17 protein-coding genes and 1 other RNA gene are annotated in these 20,326 nt (G+C 66.7%); 11 read left to right on the forward strand and 7 right to left on the reverse strand.

What is annotated here, in order from left to right; genetic code table 11:
* Positions 1-50 precede the first annotated feature (50 nt).
* The 4 genes from AC3A35_RS00260 (at position 51) to AC3A35_RS00275 (ending at position 5,638) form a co-directional block, all read left to right on the forward strand.
* Positions 51-2,978, forward strand: coding sequence for an HD domain-containing phosphohydrolase (locus AC3A35_RS00260; RefSeq protein ID WP_487433786.1), 2,928 nt, complete (start codon positions 51-53; stop codon positions 2,976-2,978).
* A 158-nt stretch (positions 2,979-3,136) separates the two neighbouring features.
* The gene (locus tag AC3A35_RS00265; protein WP_487433787.1) at positions 3,137-3,682 is read left to right on the forward strand and encodes a PACE efflux transporter; all 546 of its coding nucleotides are present in this window, start codon (positions 3,137-3,139) and stop codon (positions 3,680-3,682) included.
* A gap of 17 nt (positions 3,683-3,699) precedes the next feature.
* Positions 3,700-4,716 (forward strand): UDP-N-acetylmuramate dehydrogenase, encoded by a 1,017-nt coding sequence (gene murB, locus AC3A35_RS00270; protein ID WP_487433788.1) that lies wholly within the window; start codon positions 3,700-3,702, stop codon positions 4,714-4,716.
* A gap of 124 nt (positions 4,717-4,840) precedes the next feature.
* Positions 4,841-5,638 (forward strand): symmetrical bis(5'-nucleosyl)-tetraphosphatase, encoded by a 798-nt coding sequence (locus AC3A35_RS00275; RefSeq protein ID WP_487433789.1) that lies wholly within the window; start codon positions 4,841-4,843, stop codon positions 5,636-5,638.
* Positions 5,639-5,737: 99 nt separating this feature from the next.
* On the opposite strand, the gene AC3A35_RS00280 is transcribed toward AC3A35_RS00275, so the two are convergent.
* Together AC3A35_RS00280 and AC3A35_RS00285 are read right to left on the reverse strand one after the other, a co-directional pair.
* Complete coding sequence (locus AC3A35_RS00280; RefSeq protein ID WP_487434690.1) at positions 5,738-6,544, reverse strand: lysophospholipid acyltransferase family protein; 807 nt, start codon at positions 6,542-6,544, stop codon at positions 5,738-5,740.
* 56 nt (positions 6,545-6,600) lie between these two features.
* Complete coding sequence (locus AC3A35_RS00285) at positions 6,601-7,359, reverse strand: GNAT family N-acetyltransferase (protein ID WP_487433790.1); 759 nt, start codon at positions 7,357-7,359, stop codon at positions 6,601-6,603.
* Positions 7,360-7,675: 316 nt separating this feature from the next.
* Between AC3A35_RS00285 and ilvD the strand changes: the two genes are divergently transcribed.
* From ilvD to ssrS, 4 genes are all read left to right on the forward strand, one after another.
* On the forward strand, positions 7,676-9,526 hold the full coding sequence (gene ilvD, locus AC3A35_RS00290) for a dihydroxy-acid dehydratase (RefSeq protein WP_487433791.1): 1,851 nt from the start codon (positions 7,676-7,678) through the stop codon (positions 9,524-9,526).
* 90 nt (positions 9,527-9,616) lie between these two features.
* Entirely contained in the window at positions 9,617-9,811 is a 195-nt protein-coding gene (locus tag AC3A35_RS00295) for a hypothetical protein (protein WP_487433792.1), read from the forward strand.
* A gap of 10 nt (positions 9,812-9,821) precedes the next feature.
* Positions 9,822-10,118 (forward strand): cell division protein ZapA, encoded by a 297-nt coding sequence (locus AC3A35_RS00300; RefSeq protein WP_487433793.1) that lies wholly within the window; start codon positions 9,822-9,824, stop codon positions 10,116-10,118.
* 23 nt (positions 10,119-10,141) lie between these two features.
* Positions 10,142-10,325: non-coding RNA, 6S RNA (gene ssrS / locus AC3A35_RS00305), on the forward strand.
* Positions 10,326-10,514: 189 nt separating this feature from the next.
* Here ssrS and AC3A35_RS00310 read toward each other — a convergent pair.
* Positions 10,515-12,560, reverse strand: coding sequence for a TRAP transporter permease (locus AC3A35_RS00310; protein WP_487433795.1), 2,046 nt, complete (start codon positions 12,558-12,560; stop codon positions 10,515-10,517).
* A 76-nt stretch (positions 12,561-12,636) separates the two neighbouring features.
* Entirely contained in the window at positions 12,637-13,593 is a 957-nt protein-coding gene (locus AC3A35_RS00315; RefSeq protein ID WP_487433796.1) for a TAXI family TRAP transporter solute-binding subunit, read from the reverse strand.
* Between the two features lie 250 nt (positions 13,594-13,843).
* Here AC3A35_RS00315 and AC3A35_RS00320 point away from each other — a divergent pair, with 250 nt between their 5' ends.
* The gene (locus AC3A35_RS00320) at positions 13,844-15,301 is read left to right on the forward strand and encodes a TrkH family potassium uptake protein (protein WP_487433798.1); all 1,458 of its coding nucleotides are present in this window, start codon (positions 13,844-13,846) and stop codon (positions 15,299-15,301) included.
* 8 nt (positions 15,302-15,309) lie between these two features.
* On the opposite strand, the gene AC3A35_RS00325 is transcribed toward AC3A35_RS00320, so the two are convergent.
* Together AC3A35_RS00325 and AC3A35_RS00330 are read right to left on the reverse strand one after the other, a co-directional pair.
* On the reverse strand, positions 15,310-16,008 hold the full coding sequence (locus tag AC3A35_RS00325) for a response regulator (RefSeq protein ID WP_487433799.1): 699 nt from the start codon (positions 16,006-16,008) through the stop codon (positions 15,310-15,312).
* Positions 16,005-17,201, reverse strand: a complete 1,197-nt coding sequence (locus tag AC3A35_RS00330; RefSeq protein ID WP_487433800.1) for a DUF4118 domain-containing protein — start codon at positions 17,199-17,201, stop codon at positions 16,005-16,007. Before AC3A35_RS00330 ends, AC3A35_RS00325 begins: the two co-directional genes overlap by 4 nt.
* 280 nt (positions 17,202-17,481) lie before the next feature.
* On the opposite strand from AC3A35_RS00330, the gene AC3A35_RS00335 reads away from it, so the two are divergent.
* A complete protein-coding gene (locus AC3A35_RS00335) occupies positions 17,482-18,288 on the forward strand; it encodes a sulfite exporter TauE/SafE family protein (protein WP_487433801.1) in 807 nt (268 codons plus the stop codon).
* Between the two features lie 7 nt (positions 18,289-18,295).
* Here AC3A35_RS00335 and AC3A35_RS00340 read toward each other — a convergent pair whose 3' ends face one another.
* Positions 18,296-19,393, reverse strand: a complete 1,098-nt coding sequence (locus tag AC3A35_RS00340; protein WP_487433802.1) for a substrate-binding domain-containing protein — start codon at positions 19,391-19,393, stop codon at positions 18,296-18,298.
* Between the two features lie 99 nt (positions 19,394-19,492).
* Here AC3A35_RS00340 and AC3A35_RS00345 point away from each other — a divergent pair, with 99 nt between their 5' ends.
* The gene (locus AC3A35_RS00345) at positions 19,493-20,317 is read left to right on the forward strand and encodes an ABC transporter substrate-binding protein (protein WP_487433803.1); all 825 of its coding nucleotides are present in this window, start codon (positions 19,493-19,495) and stop codon (positions 20,315-20,317) included.
* The last annotated feature ends 9 nt before the right edge of the window (positions 20,318-20,326 follow it).

Raw genomic sequence — 20,326 nt, forward strand, 5'->3', positions numbered from 1 at the left:
GCGGTCGGCCTCCGGCCGCAACCTCCCGGCTTCCTGGAGCGTGCCCCGTGATGTTGCAACAGTCCCTTCGCCCGTTTCCGCTGCGTGTGCACATCTCCACCTTGTTCCTGGTGCTGGTGCTGGTGGTTGGCGGCCTGATCGGCTGGCTGGGCTACAGCTTCAGTCGCGATCAGCTCGAGGCCAGCGCGGCGGAGCTCACCAGCCGGATCAACCGCGAGACCCTGACCGAACTCAACCTGGCCACTGCGCCGGCCGAGACCGCCACCAGCCTGGTTCGCCACACCGTGCTCGCCAGCGCCGCCACTCACGACCAGCGCATGGGTGCGTTGGCACTGATGGTCGAGGCGCTCGGCAGCTCGGATCTGCTGTCCTCGATCTATATCGGTTACGCCAGCGGCGATTTCTTTTTTGTGCGCAGGCTGCACGACGCCAGGGAGGCGGCCGCTTTCGACGCGCCGGCCGGTACCCGCTACATCGTCCAGAGCATCGAGCGCGCAACGGAACCTGCGCGCGGGCGCTACGTTCATCTGGACGCGGCGCTGGCGGTGCTGCGGGTCGACGAACGACCGGAGTACGCGACCGCCTACGATCCACGTGCGCGCGAATGGTACCGGTCGGCCCTTGCCGCGAGCGGCCGGATCGTGACCTCGCCCTATGTGTTCTTCTCCAACCTCCGGATCGGAACCACGATCGCGGTGCATGTGCCCGACCGCTCCGGCGTGGTCGGCGCCGATATCCTGCTCGAGACCCTGAGCGGTTCGCTGGCGCAGCAGAAAGTGACCCCCGGGACCGAACTCGCGCTGGTGGATGCGGACGGTGGGGTGGTCGCCTACGAGCACATCGACCGCTTGCTGCCGCGGGCCGACGACCCGACCGCGGAAGTGAAGCTCGTCCGCATGGACGCGCTCGGCGTGCCGGTGCTGCAGCGGATCGCCCTGCCGCTGTCGGTCGCGCCGGGCGGGCAGACGCTCAGGGTCGGCGACGAGCTGTGGCGGACGAGCATCGCGCGCCTGCACCTCGAAGGCGCCCCGGCGCTGTTCCTGGTCTCCGCGGTGCCCGAGAGCGAACTGTTCGCCGATGCCCTGCGCCTGCGCAGCCAGTCGGCGATGCTGACCGGCCTCGTGTTCCTGATCGCCATCCCGGTCACCTGGTCGATGGCACGCGGTATCGCCCGCCCGCTGCAGGTGCTGGTGGGCGACGCCGAGGCGGTCCGGCATTTCGACTTCTCGCGTCCGATGGGGGTGAGTTCGCTGGTCAAGGAGGTCAATGAGCTGGCGCTGACGATGGAGGGCATGAAGCGCAATATCCGGCGCTTTCTCGACATCAGCCTGGCGGTGGCGGCCGAGAAGCGTTTCGAAGAGCTGCTGCCGCGCCTGCTCGGCGAAACCGTGTCGGCAGCCGATGCCGCCGGCGGGGTGCTGTATCTGGTCGAGGACAACCGGCTGGTACCGGCCGCGGCGCTCGAGGCCGATGGCACGCCACTGCCCGGCGCGGCGGCCAGCCAGGCACTCGACGGCGGCGCGCCCTTGCTCGGACGGGCGCTGGAAACCGGGATTGCGCTGGCTGGCCGGCTCGATCCCGAAGCGATCCGCGTTCTCGGCCTGCAGGCGGCGGTCGCCGCGACCGCGGCGGTCCATGCGATCGCGGTTCCGCTGCTCAATCGCGAGCGCCAGCAGGTCGGGGCGATGCTGCTGCTGCGCCGGGAGGAGAGCGACCGGGCGCGGCTGTCGTTCATCGAGGCCCTTTCCGGCTCCACCGCGCTGTCGCTCGAGAACAAAGCGCTGATCAATGCGCAGAAGGTGCTGTTCGAGTCCTTCATCCAGCTCATCGCCGGGGCGATCGATGCCAAGAGTCCGTATACCGGGGGCCATTGCGCTCGTGTTCCGGAACTGACCAAGATGCTCGCCCGCGCCGCGTGTGAGGTGGAGGACGGTGTCTTCGGTGACTTCCGGCTCGACGACGAGGAATGGGAAGCGGTGCATGTTGCCGCCTGGCTGCACGACTGCGGCAAGGTCACCACCCCGGAATACGTGGTGGACAAGGCGACCAAGCTCGAGACCCTGTACAACCGCATCCACGAGATCCGCATGCGCTTCGAGGTGCTCAAACGCGATGCCGAGATCGACTGCCTCGAGCGCATGCGCGCCGGCACCCCGGAGTCCGAGGCACGGGCGCGGCTGGCGCAGGAATGGGCGCAGCTCGACGAGGAGTTCGCCTTCGTCGCCCGCTGCAACGAGGGCGGCGAGTTCATGGCGCCGGCGCTGGTCGAGCGTCTCGGCGAAATTGCACAGCGCAGCTGGCTGCGCACCCTCGACGATCGCCTGGGCACGTCGTACGAGGAACGTCTGCGCATGGAGCGCGCACCGGCCCCGCCGCTGCCGGTGCGCGAGCGCCTGCTCGCCGACAAGCCCGAGCACCGGTTCGAGCGCAGCGCGCAGGAGCGCATCGAGCCCGACAACCGCTGGGGCTTCCGCATGGAGGTGCCGGAGCTGCTGTACAACAAGGGCGAGCTCTATAACCTGTCGGTGGCGCGCGGCACCCTGTCGGCCGAGGAGCGCTACAAGATCAACGAGCACATCGTGCAGACCCAGATCATGCTCGCCCAACTGCCCTTCCCCCGCCATCTGCGCGAGGTTCCCGAGATTGCCGGCAGCCACCACGAGAAGATGGACGGCACCGGTTACCCGAAGCGCCTGACCCGCGAGCAGATGAGCCCGGTGGCGCGGATGATGGCGATCGCCGACATCTTCGAGGCGCTGACCGCGGTGGATCGGCCGTACAAGCGCGGCAAAACCCTGACCGAGGCGATCGGGATCATGGCGCGGATGCGCGACGAGCAGCACATCGACCCCGACCTGTTCGAGCTCTTCCTGCGCAGCGGGGTGTATCGACAGTACGCGGACCGCTTCATGCAGCCCGCGCAGATCGACGAAGTACGGATCGACGACTACCTGCCGCAGCGCCATACCGTGGCCTGAGCCCGCCGTGGTGCGGCGGGTGCGCGCGACGCCGCCGGTTTGCCAAAAGGCGCGTGCTTTGCGATCATGGCGGCCAGTTTGCCGACGCGGGGACGGCCCCGTGCGCTTGATCGGTCGGCTTTCTTGCCGGGACGGCCCGGGTTCGAGGTGAGCCCGTCATGAAGTCTCCTGTAGTTGCGTTCCGGTCGTATGCGGCCTATCTTCGTCGCCTCTCGTCGTCCAGGTCCTCCGGTTTGTCCGCCCCTCATCCCAAGCTTCGCTCCTTCCGCGACCGCCTGCGCCAGATCGTGCTGTTCGAGATCGGCGGCCTGCTGCTGATCACGCCGCCATTCGCGTGGGCGAGCGGGGTGCCGCTGGCCGAATCGGTCGCGTTGCTGGCGGTGCTGGCACTGGTCGCCGCGATCTGGAATGGCAGCTTCAATACCGCGTTCGACTGGGTCGAGGGACGTGTCACCGGGCGCACTGCCGACCGCCGGCCGCTGCCGCTGCGGCTCGTGCATGCCTTGCTGTTCGAGGTCGGGCTGCTGCTCCTGACCCTGCCGGTCATCATGGCCTGGACCGGACTGGGGTGGGTCGAGGCGCTGGTGGCCGACATCGGTCTTGCGCTCGCCTATACCGTCTATGCGCTGCTGTTCAACATCGGCTACGACCGGCTGTTTCCGATTGCCCCCCAGCGCTACCCGATCGCGCTCGACAAACCCTGATGAGCCGGAATCCTGTCATGCCGCACTGTATCGAGGACGCCGACCTGTCGGCGCTGAACACCTTTCGCCTGCCCGCGCGGGCAGCGCGCCTGCTCAGGCTGAGGTCGATCGATGCGGTGCGTAGCCTGGTCGCCGATCGCTCCCGGATCGAAGCCCCCCGGCTGGTGCTCGGCGGCGGCAGCAACCTGATCCTCAACGGCGATTTCGCCGGCACCGTGCTCAAGATGGAGATCGCCGGCCGCCGGCTGCTGCGCGAGGACGACGAGGTGCGCATCGTCGAGGCCGGTGCCGGCGAGAACTGGCACGACTTCGTGCGGTGGACGCTGGCGCAGGACTGGCCGGGGCTGGAGAACCTGTCGCTGATCCCGGGCACGGTCGGTGCCGCGCCGATTCAGAACATCGGCGCCTACGGGCTGGAGATGGCCGAACGCTTCGACTCGCTCGACGCGGTCGATCTCGACGACGGCAGCGAGCGCGTGTTTGATGCGCCGGCCTGCCGCTTCGGCTACCGCGACAGCGTATTCAAGCAGCAGCCCGACCGCTGGCTGGTGACCCGGGTGCGCTTTCGCCTGCCGCGGGCGTGGCAGCCGCTGACCCGCTACGCGGACGTGGCGCGCGAACTGGCGGCCCAAGGCCGCGCGCACCCGAGCGCGCTCGACGTCTCCGACGCAGTGATTGCAATCCGCCGGCGCAAGCTGCCGGATCCGGCCGAGATCGGCAATGCCGGCAGCTTTTTCAAGAATCCGGTGGTGGATGCCGCCGCCTGCGCGCGTCTGCTCGCCGCCCATCCTGCCTTGCCACATTATCCGCAAGCCGACGGCAGCGAAAAGCTCGCCGCCGGCTGGTTGATCGAGCAGGCCGGGTGGAAGGGACGCGATCTCGGTCCGGTCGGCTGCTACGAGCGCCAGGCGCTGGTGCTGGTCAATCGCGGCGGCGCCACCGGCGCCGACGTGCAGCGGATCGCCCGCCGCATCCAGTCCGATGTCCAGGCTCGCTTCGAGCTGATGCTGGAGCCCGAGCCGGTTTTCGTGTGAGGAGCGGAATCGGCTGCGATTCCCGGCGCCGGACCGTCGTCGACAGCGGAAAGATTTGTCTCACAAGTTTGTCGCATCCCTCGGTTAAGATCGAAGGCTACCGTCATGACGCACTCATCGAGCAATGGCAACCTACGCAATTGGTGATATCCAGGGCTGTTACGACCCGCTCCGGCGACTGCTGGAGCGGGTGGCGTTCGACCCGGTTGCGGATCGCCTGTGGATCGTGGGCGATCTGGTCAATCGTGGCCCGGCGTCGCTCAATGTGCTGCGCTTCGTGCGTGACCTGGGTGACACGGCCACCGTCATCCTCGGCAACCACGACCTCTACCTGCTGATGGTCGCTGCCGGGTACCGGCATCGCGATCGGGACGACACCCTGTTTCAGGTGCTCGAGGCCCCCGATCGCGATGATCTGCTGCACTGGCTGGCGCAGCGTCCGCTGATGCACGTGGAGGGCGACTACGCGGTGGTCCATGCCGGGCTGCTGCCGCAATGGACGATCTCGAAGGCGCTGGCGCTGGCGGGCGAAGTCAGCACCGTACTGTGCGGGCCGGATGCAAGAAAATTCCTCCTTCATCTCGCCGGTGACCGTCCCGACCGGTGGAGCGAGGATCTGACCGGCTGGGACCGGCTGCGGGTCATCGTCAACGCGCTCACCCGGATGCGCTTCTGTACCCCGACCGGGCGCATGGCGCTGCGCGCGAAAGGTGCGGCGCACAAGGGGCCGCCAGGGACGCGGCCATGGTTTGCCGTGCCCGACCGGTTCAATCGCACCCATACGATCGTCTGTGGTCATTGGTCGGCACTCGGCTTCTACCGCACCGATGGGCTGATCGCACTCGATTCCGGTTGCGTATGGGGCGGCAAGCTCACTGCGTTCCGTCTCGAAGATGGTGAGGTGTTTCAGGTCCAGTCCTGAGTACTGCAATGTCGCCTGCCGGATCCGGACAGGTCTGGTCCCGGCGCGCGGTTCGATCAAGCATCGCCGTTCTTCTGCCTTGCTCGTGGAATCAAGGCCTCAGCCCGTACCGGCGTGCGCCATGCCCGGGTCGGAACTGCCCGCCGCCTGCCCGGCCTGGCCTTCATGTGGCGCCTGCGGCTGCGCACCGAGTCGCGCGGCGATCAGGTCGCGGGTGAATTGCGCCAGTTCGCGGCGACGACTGGCGGTCGTGGTCGGCACGGGCGTGCTCGTCGCAATGCGCGCGATCAGCTCACGGTGGGCAAGGATGTTGGCCAGGCATTCACCCAGGCTGAGGTCGCCATCGTAGGCCGGGCCGCGGCTCGGGCTGCCATCGGCGGCATGGTAGGACAGGGCCAGCGCCTGCAGCGGACGTTCGGCTTCGATCGCCGGCTGCAGCAGCGCGGCGTGGAAATGCAGCACTTGGCTGCCGTCGGTGGTGGTGCCTTCGGGGAACACCGCGACGTTGCGACCGGCATCGAGCAGCGCGGCGATCTCGGCATTGACGATCTTCGCGTGGCCGCGGCTGCCGCGGCGCAGGAACACGGTTTCGCTTCTCGCCGCGAGCCAGCCGATCACCGGCCAGCCACGCACCTCGGCCTTGGAGATGAAGGCGGACGGCGCCAAGGCATTGATCACGAAGATGTCGAGCCAGGAGATGTGATTGGCCACCAGCATGCAGCCGGGCGCGATCGCCACGCCCTCGGTCTGCAGGCGGACGCCGAGCACGGCGAGCAACCGGCGCGACCAGCGTTGTCGCAGCCGAAGGCGGGTGGCCGGGCCAACGAGCGGATAGATCAGCGCAATGCTCAGGATGCCATGCACGACATGGAGGGCGAGGCCGAAACGGCGCCAGCCACGCTGCAGCAAGCGGCTGGCGGCGTGGCCGGTCGGGGTGCGCGGTGCGCTGGCGATCTCGGGGTTCAGTCCTTGCGTCCCAGGAAGTGTTTGGCGTATTTGTCGGAAACCCGGTTCATCGGAATCAGCAGCGGCAGGTCGGCGGTGTTGAAGTCGGGATCCCACGCGGGTTCACCGCAGATCCACGCCCCGGCGCGCAGGTAGCCCTTGATCAGCGGTGGGGCTTCCGCCGGCAGGTCAGTGCGCAGCATGTCGAGTGGCAAGGGACAGCGCGGGAACACGTGGTACTCAAGCGGCGCAGCGTGCATTTCACGCAGGCGATTATACAGACTGGCGGCCAGGTGCCCGCCGTCGGCCATGCTCACCGAGGCGCAGCCGATCAGGTAGCCGTAGCCGTTCTCGCGCATGTAGCGGGCGATTCCCGACCACAACAGGGTGATCACCGCGCCGTTGCGGTAGTCGGCATCGATGCACGAGCGGCCGATCTCGACGATCTGGCTGCGCAGGTGCTGCAGGCGGGTGAGGTCGAACTCGTTCTCCGAGTAGTAGCCACCGACCTTGCGCGCCGCCGACGGCGACAGGATGCGATAGGTGCCGACGATGCGGCCGGCGTCCTCGTCGCGCACGATCAGGTGCTCGCAGAAGGGATCGTAGATGTCGCGATCCACGCCGGGGGTACGGGTGGGGAGGCGGGCGCCCATTTCTTCTGCGAACACCCGATAGCGCAGCTTCTGCGCCTCGAGGATCTCGGTTTCGCAGGCAGCGAGGCCGACGTGGAGGTTGCGCCCGGGGCGGGTGGAAACTTGCTGGCGGGTCTGGAGCATGGCGTGCATCCCTGTCCGTTGTCGATGACGCCATTCTCGAAAGCCTGCGTTGCGGCACGGTGACGCGCTGGTTACGATCCGATGACCGATCGGGGTTCAACGCCGGAGATCCCCCGAGCGCAGCGGTCGGTGCCGGTGTGGACGACCGCAAAAGGGCACGCCGGACCGCGCACCGGCAGGTAGCCGACGGGGGCGCGACTCGATCGCGCATCCATTTGATTTCCCTCCCGGGACCAGTGCTTTTCAGCGTTATGCCGAAGCTTGTCCGAGGGGTTAGAATCGTCGGCTTTCCCGCACAGTTTTCCGGAGCGTCGTTATGCCCCAGTATCGTTCCCGTACTTCCACTGCCGGCCGCAACATGGCGGGCGCCCGCGCGTTGTGGCGCGCCACCGGCATGAAGGACGGCGATTTCGAAAAGCCGATCATCGCCATCTCCAACAGCTTCACCCAGTTCGTGCCTGGTCATGTGCACCTGAAGGATCTCGGTCAGCTGGTGGCGCGCGAGATCGAAAAGGCCGGCGGGGTGGCCAAGGAGTTCAACACCATCGCGGTCGACGACGGCATCGCCATGGGCCATGGCGGCATGCTCTACTCGCTGCCCTCGCGCGAGCTGATCGCCGACAGCGTCGAATACATGTGCAACGCCCACACCGCCGATGCGCTGGTGTGCATCTCCAACTGCGACAAGATCACCCCGGGCATGCTGATGGCTGCCCTCCGCCTCAACATCCCGACCATCTTCGTGTCCGGCGGCCCGATGGAGGCAGGCAAGGTCAAGTGGGAGGCCAAGGTGATCTCGCTCGATCTGGTCGACGCGATGGTCAAGGCCGCCGACAAGAGCTGTTCGGACGAAGAGGTCGACGCCATCGAGCGTTCCGCTTGCCCCACCTGTGGTTCGTGTTCCGGCATGTTCACCGCCAATTCGATGAACTGCCTCACCGAAGCGCTCGGCCTGTCCTTGCCCGGCAACGGCACCACGCTGGCCACCCACGCCGATCGCGAAAAACTGTTCAAGGAAGCCGGGCGCCGTATCGTCGACCTGGCCAAACGCTATTACGAACATGATGACGAATCGGTGCTGCCGCGCTCGATCGCCAGCTTCAAGGCGTTTGAAAACGCGATCAGCCTCGACGTGGCGATGGGCGGCTCGACCAATACCGTGCTCCATCTGCTGGCCGCCGCCAGCGAGGCCAAGGTGGATTTCACGATGAAGGACATCGACCACATCTCGCGCCGCGTGCCCTGCCTGTGCAAGGTGGCGCCGGCGATTGCCGACGTGCACGTCGAGGACGTCCATCGTGCCGGCGGCATCATGAGCATTCTCGGCGAGCTCGACCGCGCCGGTCTGCTCCATCGCGATGTGCCGACCGTGCACAGCAAGACCATGGGCGAGGCCCTGGCGCGCTGGGACATCATGCAGGCCCACGACAAGTCGGTGTTCGACTTCTTCCTCGCCGCCCCCGGCGGGGTGCCGACCCAGGTCGCGTTCAGCCAGGACCGGCGCTGGAACGAGCTCGACATGGACCGCGCGCACGGCGTGATCCGCAACAAGGAGAACGCCTTCAGCCAGGACGGGGGCCTGGCGGTGCTCTACGGCAACATCGCCGAGAAGGGCTGCATCGTGAAGACCGCGGGGGTCGACGAGTCGATCTGGAAGTTCACCGGCACGGCGCGGGTGTTCGAGAGCCAGGAGGACGCGGTCGATGGCATCCTCGACGAGACCGTGCAGGCCGGTGACGTGGTCATCATCCGCTACGAAGGCCCCAAGGGCGGCCCCGGCATGCAGGAGATGCTGTATCCGACCTCTTACCTGAAGAGCCGAGGGCTCGGCAAGGAGTGCGCGCTGCTCACCGACGGGCGTTTCTCCGGTGGCACCTCCGGCCTGTCGATCGGCCACGCCTCACCGGAGGCGGCCTGCGGGGGCGCGATCGCGCTGGTCGAGGACGGTGACACAATCGAAATCGACATCCCGAACCGCCGCATCCACCTTGCCATCGGCGACGACGAGCTCGCTCGTCGGCGTGCCGCGATGGAGGCCAAGGGGGCCGCGGCATGGAAGCCGGTCAAGCGCGAGCGGGTCGTCTCGGCCGCACTACAAGCCTACGCGGCGCTTACCACCTCGGCCGATACCGGGGCGGTGCGTGACGTGACTCAAGTTCAGCGCTGAACGCCCGCACCACCGGGCTCAGTGGGCCCGGTTGTACGAGCCATACGGCTTTATTGACCGCTTCATTCTCCCCCCGCTACCATCGCCGCCATGGACGCAGAACTTACCCGCCTCGAAGCCCAGCTCGAGCAGCTCATCAGCCAGTACGCCGGATTGAAGGGCGAGAACCGCGAGCTGCGCTTGCGGGTCGCGCGGCTCGAAGCCGAAAACCATCAGTTGGCGGCCAAGGTGCAACTGGCTACCGAAAAACTCGAAGCCGTGCTCGCCAAGTTGCCGGAAGCCTGAGGAAGACCGTATGGAATCTCTGGATATCATGTTGCTGGGCAAGGAGTACCGCGTGTCCTGCACGCCCGAGAACAAGGACGGATTGCTCGCCGCGGTGGCTTATGTCGATGGCAAGCTGCATGAGCTGGCGGGAAAAACCAGCTCCTCGGGCGAAAAACTGGCCGTGATGACGGCGCTCAATATCGCGCACGAATTTCTTCAGCATCAGCGTGGAAACGGGTTTGACATGCCGGTCGTGAAGCGTAGAATCGGACTCATGCAAGCACGCCTCGACGGGGTCCTGGCCCAGCAGGACAAGCTCTTTTGAGCTTGGAAAAGGCGTGCAAAATCAATCCCCTGCCGTGTTCGACGAAGTCGTTAATTCCTTGAACCAATAGTCGAGAGACTTGGTTGCCGACCATAGATGCCGCTGGTGTGCATGCCCCTCGCCGGGTGAGCCTGAAGCGGAAGGAAAGTGACCTCCCTGAACCCTGCGTTCAGGATATTCGGCGGAGACGGCACTGGCGGGGGACCTCACAAAATGCGCAGCTTACGCTGCGCATTTTTTTGCCATTCAGTATGCGCCGGGCCGCCCCAAGCGTACTGAAGCCCCCGTGGGGGGTGAGGCAGGGGTTTCGCGGCGCATTGCGCCGTGCCTGCCGAACGGGTCGGTTGTGCACAGCCGGCCCTTCTCGAACGCAGTGAGCGTGGGGGTTGTTTCATCCTAGCCCGAGGCTTGGTGCGCCTGACGGCGACGCCACAGTTGAAGGCCGAAGAACAACACGGCTGCACCGACTCCGATCTCGTCGGTGATCGGTAGCGCCGCGACCAGGAAGATCGCTGCGACCAAAGCCCAGATCCGCTCCGGCCAGCTCACCGGCTGCCACAGGTAGCCCACCGAAGCCACACCCCACAGTCCGATCGCGAGCAGCGCCTTGAACACGATCCACACCACGGCCAGCCAGGTCGGATCGCCCTGCAGCATCAGTTCCGGGGCATAGACCGCCATGTAGGGAATGATGAAGCCGGCCATCGCCACCCTCACCGCCTGCACCCCGATCTTCATGCCCGATACGCCGGCAATCGGCGCCGCCGCGAAGGCAGCCAGCGCCACCGGCGGCGTGAGATCGGCAAGGATGCCGAAGTAGAACACGAACATGTGGCTGACGATCAGTGGCACGCCGAGTTCGAGCAGGGCGGGGGCCGCGAGCGCCGAGGTGATGATGTAGTTCGGAATGGTCGGGATGCCCATGCCCAGCAGCAGGCACACCAGCATGGTGAGCACCAGCGACAGCAGCATGTTGTTCTCGCCTAGCGCGATCACCAGGTTGGCGAAGGAGGTGGCGGCGCCGGTCAGGGTCAGCACACCGATGATGACGCCGACCAGCGCGCAGGCCACCCCCACCGGCAATGCATGACGCGCGCCGTCGGCCAGTGCATTGACCGCCAGTCGCAGCGTCTCGCGACCGCCATGAACGAAGGCGCAGCCAATCGCGAGCACGGTGATGAGAACGAAGAAGGCGTCGATGCCCCACTTCAGGAAGCCGGCACAGGCCACCCCGAGCGCGACCCAGAACGCCACCCGCAGCGCCATGCCCTGCAGGCGCAACGCGATCGCCGCGCCGAGGATCAGCACCGCGGTCAGGGCCAGGCCGACCGTGCCGGAAAAGAGCGGGGTGTAGCCGGAGAACAGCAGCCACACCAGGATGCCCAGCGGCAGCAGCAGGTACCAGCTACGGCGGACGGCCGCCCAGGCGTCGGGACATTCGCTTTTCGCCATGCCGTGCAGGCCGGCGCGGCCGGCCTCGAGATGGACCATCCAGAACGCGGTGACGAAGTAGAGCAGGGCCGGGATGATCGCTGCGGTGACGATTTCCACGTAGGCGACGCCGATGGTTTCGGCCATGATGAACGCCACCGCACCCATCACCGGCGGCATGATCTGCCCGCCCATGCTGGACGTCGCCTCGACGCCGCCGGCGAATTCGGGGCGGTAGCCGAAACGCTTCATCAGCGGAATGGTGAACTGACCGGTGGTAACCACATTGGCCACGCCCGAGCCATTGATCGTGCCCATCAGCCCCGACGAGATCACCGAGACCTTGGCCGGGCCGCCGCGGGTATGGCCGACAGTGCCGAGCGCGAAATCGGTGAACAGCCGGATCATGCCGGCCTGCTCGAGGAAGGCGCCGAACAGAATGAACAGGAAGATGTAGGTCGAGCTCACGTAGGTCGGCACCCCGTAGATGCCCTCGGTGCCGAAGCTCAGGTGTTCGATCAGTTGCGAGAAGTCGTATCCGCGGTGGCCGAGGTCCCCCGGCAGGTGCTGGCCGAAGGCGGCATAGGCGAAGAAGCCCAGGCAGATGAGCGGCAGCGCGGGCCCCATCATGCGCCGCGCCGCCTCGAACACCAGGGCCAGGGTGATGGTGCCGACCACGAGGTCGGCGGTGGTCGGGTCTCCCGCGCGTTGAATCAGCTCGGCCTCGAACAGCGGGTGGTAGAAGGCCAGTGCAAACCCGGTAATGCCGACCAGCCAGGCCAGCGCCGGCACGCTGCGCCCGCGTGGCAGCCACACCGGGAACGAGGCGAAGGTCATCAGCAGCAGGAAGCCGACATGGACCGCCCGCACCACCTGGGAGGAGAACGGGTGGTAGGCGGCAACGACGATCTGATAGGCCGAAAAGGCAACCGCGATCAGGAACAGCGCACGGCCCTGCAGGCCCTTGTCGCGTTCCCAGCCGAAAGGGGTGAGTGGCGTGGGTTCGGCCATGTAGACTCCGGGCAGAGTGCCCATTCCCGCCCTGCCGGCGGGAATGGGCGGGGGGATCAGATCGGCCGCGTTGCGCTTACTTGAGGATGCCGGCTTCGCGGTAGTACTTTTCCGCACCCGGATGCAGCGGTATCGGCATGCCGGCAATCGCCTCTTTGGGCACGATCCCCTTGGCTGCGGCATGGGCGGAGACGAGCTGGTCGAGGTTATCGAACATCGATTTGGTCATCGCGTATACGGTGTCGTCCGACACGCCCGAATGGGTGATCAGCATGTTGCGGATCCGTGCCGTGGGGACATCCGCGGTCTGGCCCTGGTAGGTGTTGGCCGGAATCACGCCGGCCTCATACGCTGGATCGCCGACTTTGGTCACCACGTCGGCGGGCACCGGGACGACCACGATGTTGAGCGCGTTCGCCAGGTCGCGCAGCGAAGCCACGCCGAGACCGGCCGATTGCAGGGTGGCATCGAGCTGGCGGTTCTTGATCAGCTCGACCGATTCGCCGAAGGGCAGGTACTCCACCTTGCCGAGATCGGCGTAGCCCATGCCGGCGCCCTTGAAGATTGCGCGCGCGTTGAGTTCGGTGCCCGAGCGCGCCGCACCCACCGATACCCGCTTGCCCTTCAGGTCGGCCAGGGTTCGAATCCCGGAATCGGCCGCCGCCACGATCTGGATATAGTTGGGGTAGATCGCCGCCACCCCGCGCAGCTTGCCGAGCTTGGTCTTGAAGCCGGCGTCCTCGACCCCCTTCCAGGCATCGGACACCGCGTCGCCGAGCGAGAACGCGATCTCGCCGCGCCCGGCCTGCAGCAGATTCAGGTTTTCCGCACTGGCCTTGGTGGCCTGCACGCTGACCTTGGCAGCGGGCAAGGCCTTGCCAAAGACCTGCGACAGTGCGACGCCGAGGGGGTAGTACACGCCGCTGGTGCCGCCGGTCAGTACGTTGATGAACTGCTGCTGCGCCTGGGCCGTGCCGACCGTGGCGGCAAGCATCATGCCGGCCGTCAGGCCGAGAGTGCGGATCAGTCTCATCGAGGGTCTCCTGCCTTTGCTTGTGGATTCATCCGGGACCTGCAGTCGAGGCCATCCGATCTGCGGTCCCGCTGTTTGCGACCCCTGCAATGTGCCTCCTCCCCTGCGTTCTGCCTATCCGTGTTTGCCCGAACATGTGATCCGGATGTTGCGGTGCAGGATCTTTACACCATCTTTACATCCGCCCCCCTAGCATCCGCAGCCTTTCCTCTGTTTGCCGGTGGGCATGCGTGCACACCGGTCCGATCGGATGCGCAGTTACTTTCCTGTTATCAGTGCGTTCGGCCTGGTGCTGATGCTATTCGGCCTGGTGATGGGTTTTCCGCTGCTGGTGTCCCTCTTTCTCGACGACGGAGCGACCGAGGCCTACGACCTGGCCATCGTGGTCACCGTCGCCGCCGGCCTGCTGTCCTGGTTGCTCACCCACCACCACCGACGCGACCTGCGCGTGCACGACGGCTTTCTGCTGGTGGCCGCGACCTGGGTCGTGGTCCCCGTGTTCGGCGCCTTGCCGCTGCTGTTCTTCATGCCCGAGCTGTCATTCACCGATGCCTACTTCGAGGCGGCATCAGGCCTTACCACCACCGGTGCGACCGTGCTCACCGGCCTCGACGCGATGCCGATCTCGATCAACCTGTGGCGTACCTTCATGCACTGGATCGGCGGCATGGGCGTCATCGTGCTGATGGTCGCGGTGCTGCCCTTGCTCGGCATCGGCGGCCGCCAGGTGTTCAAGGCCGAGGCCCCGGGGCCGATGAAGGAGTCCAGCCTGACGCCGCGGATTACCGAGACTGCGAAGGGGCTGTGGACGGTCTACGTACTGCTGACCATCGCCTGTGGGTTCTCGTTGTGGTGGGCCGGGCTCGATCCGTGGGAGGCGGTGATCCACTCCTTCACGGTGATGGGACTGGGCGGGTTCTCGACCAAGGATGCCAGTCTCGGGTATTTCAACAGCGTCCCGGTCGAAGTGGTCACCATGGGATTCGCGCTGCTGGCAGGGTTCAACTACGCGACCCACTATCTCGCGTTTGCCCGCCGCAGCTTTCGGGCCTATGCCGAAGACCCCGAGATTCCCTGGCTCCTGGTGGTGCTGATCGCGACCATCGCCTTTCTGACCTTGTATCTGATGCGTTTCAACGCGCACGAGGACGGACTTACCACCCTGCGCTACGTCTCGTTCCATGCGGTTTCGCTGGCAACCTCGCTCGGTCTTGCCACCTACGACTACACCCTGTGGCCGCTGTTCGCGCAGGTCTGGATCCTGTTCCTGGGCAGCTTTGCCGCGTGCTCGGGCTCCACTGGAGGCGGGATCAAGATGATGCGCGCGATCATCCTGTACAAGCAGGTGTATCGCGAGGTGTTGCGCTCCCTGCACCCCAATGCGGTGCTGCCGGTCAGGCTCGGGCGCCAGCCCGTGTCGGAGAGCGTTTTGCTGGCGGTGCTGACGTTCAGCTTCATGTACATGGTGTGTCTGGTTGCGCTGACCCTGATCCTGTCGGCCACCGGGCTCGATCTGCTCACCGCGTTCTCGGCGGTGGTGGCCTGCGTCAACAACACCGGCCCCGGGCTGGGCGCGGTGGGGCCGGCCGACAATTACCAGGGATTGAGCGATTTCCAGACCTGGGTCCTGAGCTTCGGCATGATCCTCGGCCGGCTCGAGATCTTCACCCTGCTGGTGGTGATGACCCCGGCCTTCTGGCGCCGCTGAGCGCACCGCTACAGCTCCAGCCGGTATCCCACCCCGGACTCGGTCAGGATGTGGACGGGAAAGCCGGGATTGGCTTCCAGCTTGCGTCTCAGCCCACTCATATAGACCCGCAGGTAATGATTGTGCTCGACGTGGTTCGGTCCCCATACCGTGGTGAGCAACTGGCGGTGGGTGAGGACGCGACCGGCGTGGGTAAGCAGATGAGCGAGGAGTTTGAATTCGATCGGGGTCAGGTGCACCGGCGCACCCCCCCGGGTGACACTGCGGCGGGCGAGATCCACCTCGATGTCGCCGAAGCTGATGCGCGCGGATCCCTCTGCCGGACGCAGCGTGCGCCGCAGCAGGGCGCGCACCCTGGCTTGCAATTCGGCGATGCCGAAGGGCTTGGTGAGGTAGTCGTCGGCGCCGCCATCGAGTGCGGCGACCTTGTCGTGCTCGTCGCTGCGCGCGGACAGGATCAACACCGGAATGCTCGACCATGTGCGCAGCGCGCTGAGTACGGTCAATCCGTCGTCATCGGGCAGGCCGAGATCGAGGATGAGCAGGTCGGGCTTGCGCGCGGCCATCTCGATGCCGGCCCGCTCGGCGGTGCCGGCCTCGATCACCGAACAGCCCGCCGCTTCGAGCGCGGTGCGCACGAAGCGGCGGATGCCGGGCTCATCCTCGACGATCACCACGATCGGAGCCGGTGTGTTGGGTTCTCTCATGATTCGTGCTCCGGGAACTGTGGCGGTGGCGTGAGCGGCAAGCGGAGGGTGAACCGGGCCCCGCCGCCCTCCGGCCTGCCGGTCTGGAGCTGGCCGCCATGTGCTTCGGCGATCGCACGCACGATCGCCAGCCCCAGGCCGGTGCCCGCCGGCTGCGCGTCGCCCTGCGACAGGCCGGGGCCGTTGTCGCTCACGCTGAGCTCCAGCGTGTCGGCGTGCGCGCTTGCGCCGATCCCGATGCAGCCGCCGGCCGGCGTATGGCGCGCGGCATTTTCCAGCAGGTTGCACAGCACGCGTTCCATCAGGACCGGGTCGAGCTCGACCAGGGGCAGGGTGTCGGGCAGCTCGATACGTACGCGATGCATGGTCAGCAGGCTGGCTCGCGCCTGCAGTGCCGCACCGACCACTTCTTCGAGCGGCAGCCATGTCCGGCGCAGGGTGATGGCGCCGGACTGGAGGCGGACCAGATCGAGCAGGTCGCGTGCGAGCGCGTGGGTGCGCAAGGCCTCTGCGCGTATCGCCTCGGCCACTTCGGCTTGTGCCGGCGGCAACGGCGGACCGGCCAAGGGCAGCGATTCGGCCAGCCCGGCGAGGGCGGTCAAGGGAGTGCGCAGGTCGTGCGACAGGGTGGCAAGCAGGGCACTGCGCATGCGTTCGGCCTCGATCTCGATCCGGCTGCGTTCGGCCTCGGCAAGGTACTGTACCCGTTCGAGCGCGGTGGCGAACAGGGTGGCGTAGGTTTCACGCAGGGATTCGGACGCCGCCGTGCCCGGCTGCGGCGGCAGGGTGCGCGTACGGATGGCCTCGATGTGCTCGGCACTGACCGCCGCCGACAAGGCTTGTGCCGTGTGGTAGAGCTGGCGCGCTTCGCGTTCGCGCGCTTCGGCGACGTCGCGCTGGCGTCGCAGACGTGCGGCCAGTTCGGCGGTGGTGAGTGCGACCGCGAGCAGTACGGTCAAGGTCAGCAGGTACTGGATATCGCCAACCGCAAAGGTGAAATGGGGGTGCACGAAGAAAAAATCGAACAGGGCCACCGACAGGAAGGCGGCCAGTACCGCCGGACCGCGCCCCAGCCGGACAGCGGCGAGCATCACCACCAGCGGGAACAGCATGGCGATATTGGCCAGATCGAACTGACCCAGCAGCGGTGCGCCGACGCCCGCCACCGCGCCGACCGCGGCGGCTGCCAGCACGTAACTGCGCCACGGTCGCGGGGGGCTGGACGGGGCGGGGGGCGGCTGCGTGTTCATGGGTGGACTTTACCGCGCGCAGTACCGTTCGGGTCCGGGGCGGGCTGCGGATCGCAGTCGCTCCATGTTACGGCGGTGGGGTTACGGCGTTGGGCGGGATGGGCGGCAGAGTTCCCCCGTCCGGTGATCCTGCGCCCCGGCCTTGCGTTGGCTCGCCGAACTGGCCACCATTCCGCCTTTGCCGTGGCGGCGGTCGCCACGGTGCGCCGGGATGTCGGGAACAATGGAATTCGATCTATGGTGGTTGGCCTATGTGGCGCTCGGCGGCGTGGTCGGCTTCTTTGCCGGGCTCCTCGGGGTGGGCGGCGGCGGCATCATGGTGCCGATGCTGACCACCTTTTTCCTCGCCCAGGGCTTTGCCCACGAGCAGGTGGTGCATCTGGCGCTCGGCACCTCGATGGCCACCATCGTGCTGACCTCGGTGGCGAGCCTGCGCGCCCATCACGCGCGCGGCGCGGTGCGCTGGGACATCGTGCGGGGACTCACGCCGGGCATCCTGCTCGGCACCTTCGGCGGCACCTTCATTGCATCGCGGGTGGATACCGTGCCGCTGGCGATCTTCTTCGCCTGCTTCATGGCCTACGTGGCGTTCCAGATGCTGCTCAACGTCAAACCCAAGCCCTCGCGCGAGCTGCCCGGCACGGGCGGCATGACCGCGACCGGGCTGGGGATCGGGGGGGTGTCCGCACTGGTGGCGATCGGCGGGGGGTCGTTGTCGGTGCCGTTCATGACCTGGTGCAACGTCAAGGTGCAGCACGCGATCGGCACCTCGGCCGCGATCGGCTTGCCGATCGCGGTGGCAGGAACGGTGGGCTACCTGATCAACGGCTGGGGCGCGCCGGGCACGCCGCCACAGACCCTGGGCTACATCTACCTGCCCGCATTGGTGCTGGTCGGCGTGGTCAGCATCTTCGTCGCGCCCTATGGCGCCGTCCTGGCACATCGCCTGCCGGTGGCCATGCTCAAGAAGGTGTTCGCCGGGGTGCTGGTGCTGCTGTCCTTGAAGATGCTCTACAGTCTGTTCGGTTGATCCGGCCTCATGGCTTCGGGCCGCGGAAACTCCACCACGGCAGCACCTGCCGCATGGACAGGACGTCGCCCGATTGTGCCGGCTGGTAGCCGGGCAGGCTTCCCAGCTGGCGCTGCCAGGCGCCATCGCGCAGCAACTGCAGCAGAGCCCCGACTGCTGGCTCGTCCAGTGCCGACTTCAGGCAGGCAAGGTGATAGCGTTCTTCCGCGAGCGGCACGAAGCTCAGCCCGCGGGCCAGTGCGGTGGCCTTGATTCCGAGCCCGGCGTCCGCTGCGCCCGAGGCGACTGCCTGCGCGACGGCCGCGTGCGAGGGTTCGGCGTGCTGGTAGCCGCGGATGGATTCCGGCGCGACGCCGGCCCGCGCCAGCAGTTCATCGAGCAATACCCGGGTTCCTGTGCCCAGTGCGCGGTTGGCAAAGCGGGCACCGCTCCGGCTCACATCGGCCAGGGCATGGAGTCCGCGCGGATTCCCCGGCGCCACGATCAGGCCCTGGGTGCGGCGCGCGAAACCGATGAGTTTGTGCTTGCCCGGACGCAGCAGCGGCTTGTAGGTACGCTGGGTCAGGCTGCCGTTGCCCGCACCGTGCAGGGTGTGGAAACCGGCCATCAGGCAGCGCCCCTCGTTGAGCGCGCGTATCGCGTCGACGCTGCCGCTGTAGCGGATATCCAGGTGCAGGCGATGCGCCGGCTGGCGGGCGTGTTCCTGCAGCGCGGCCAGGGCCTCGTCATGGCTGGCGTGCATGGTCAGCACATGCACGCGGTCGTCGAACACCACGGCATACGCGCGTTCGAGGTCGGCGCGCAGCGCCTCGATCTGCGGCAGCAGCCGCGCCTGGGCCTGACGTTCGGCCCACATCAGTTTGGTGCCGAATTCGGTCAGGCGGGCGGCCTGGCCCTTTTCCCACACGACGAGGCTTTGACCGAGGATCGCGTCCCAGCGTTTGAGCTCACCCCAGACGTGGCGATAGGAGAACTGCAGCTTCTTGGCCGCACCCGATATCGAGCCGTTCTCGGCCACCGCCTGCAGCAGGTCGATCAGCGGGTTGCGGATGCTCGCCGGGCTGGCGTCGTCACCGAGGGTGTAGTGAAAGTGGATCCTATGCATGGCCATTCATATTGATGGAAGTCCCGCGGGCACTTACGTTACCGGAAATCGAGAGAAACCGCCGCTGGCGGTAATCATCGCCCAACCCGTGGAGGTCGCATGAAACTGTCCGACATCATTTCCGCTCCTTTCCCCAGGCTCTGTGTGCTCGCCGTACTGCTGTCGGCGGCGTCGATTGCATCGGCCCAATCCATCGTGATGGCATCGACCACGTCCACCGAGCAGTCGGGGCTGTTCGCCCATCTGCTGCCTGCGTTCACCGCGGCCAGCGGCGTCGAGGTCAAGGTGGTCGCGCTCGGCACCGGGCAGGCACTCGACAGCGGACGACGCGGCGATGCCGATGTGCTGTTCGTCCATGATGCGGCGGCCGAGGAGCGCTTCGTCGCCGAAGGCTACGGGGTCAGGCGCTATCCGGTGATGTACAACGATTTCGTGCTGATCGGGCCGGAGGCGGATCCGGTCGGGTTGCGCGGCACCGATGTGGTCGGCGCCCTGAAGAAGCTCGCCGCAGCCAACGCGAGCTTCATCTCCCGCGGCGACAAGAGTGGCACCCATGCAGCCGAGCTGCGTTACTGGAAGGCCGCCGGGGGAGAAACGGACAAGGGTTCCGGCTACAAGGAATGCGGCTGTGGCATGGGGCCGGCGCTCAACATGGCAGCCTCGTCCGGTGCCTATGTGCTGGCCGATCGCGGCACCTGGCTCAACTTCAGGAACCGGGCCGACCTCAAGGTGCTGGTCGAAGGGGACAAACGTCTGTTCAACCAGTACGGGGTGATGGTGGTGAATCCGGCGCGACACCCTCACGTGAAGGCCGCTGACGCGCAGAAGTTCGTCGATTGGGTGATCTCGCCGGCCGGTCAGCAGACCATCGCCGGTTACACGATCGGCGGCGAGCAATTGTTCTTTCCCAACGCCGACAAGTAATCGCGGGCC

Source organism: Azoarcus sp. Soil_N_20, from assembly GCF_057656155.1.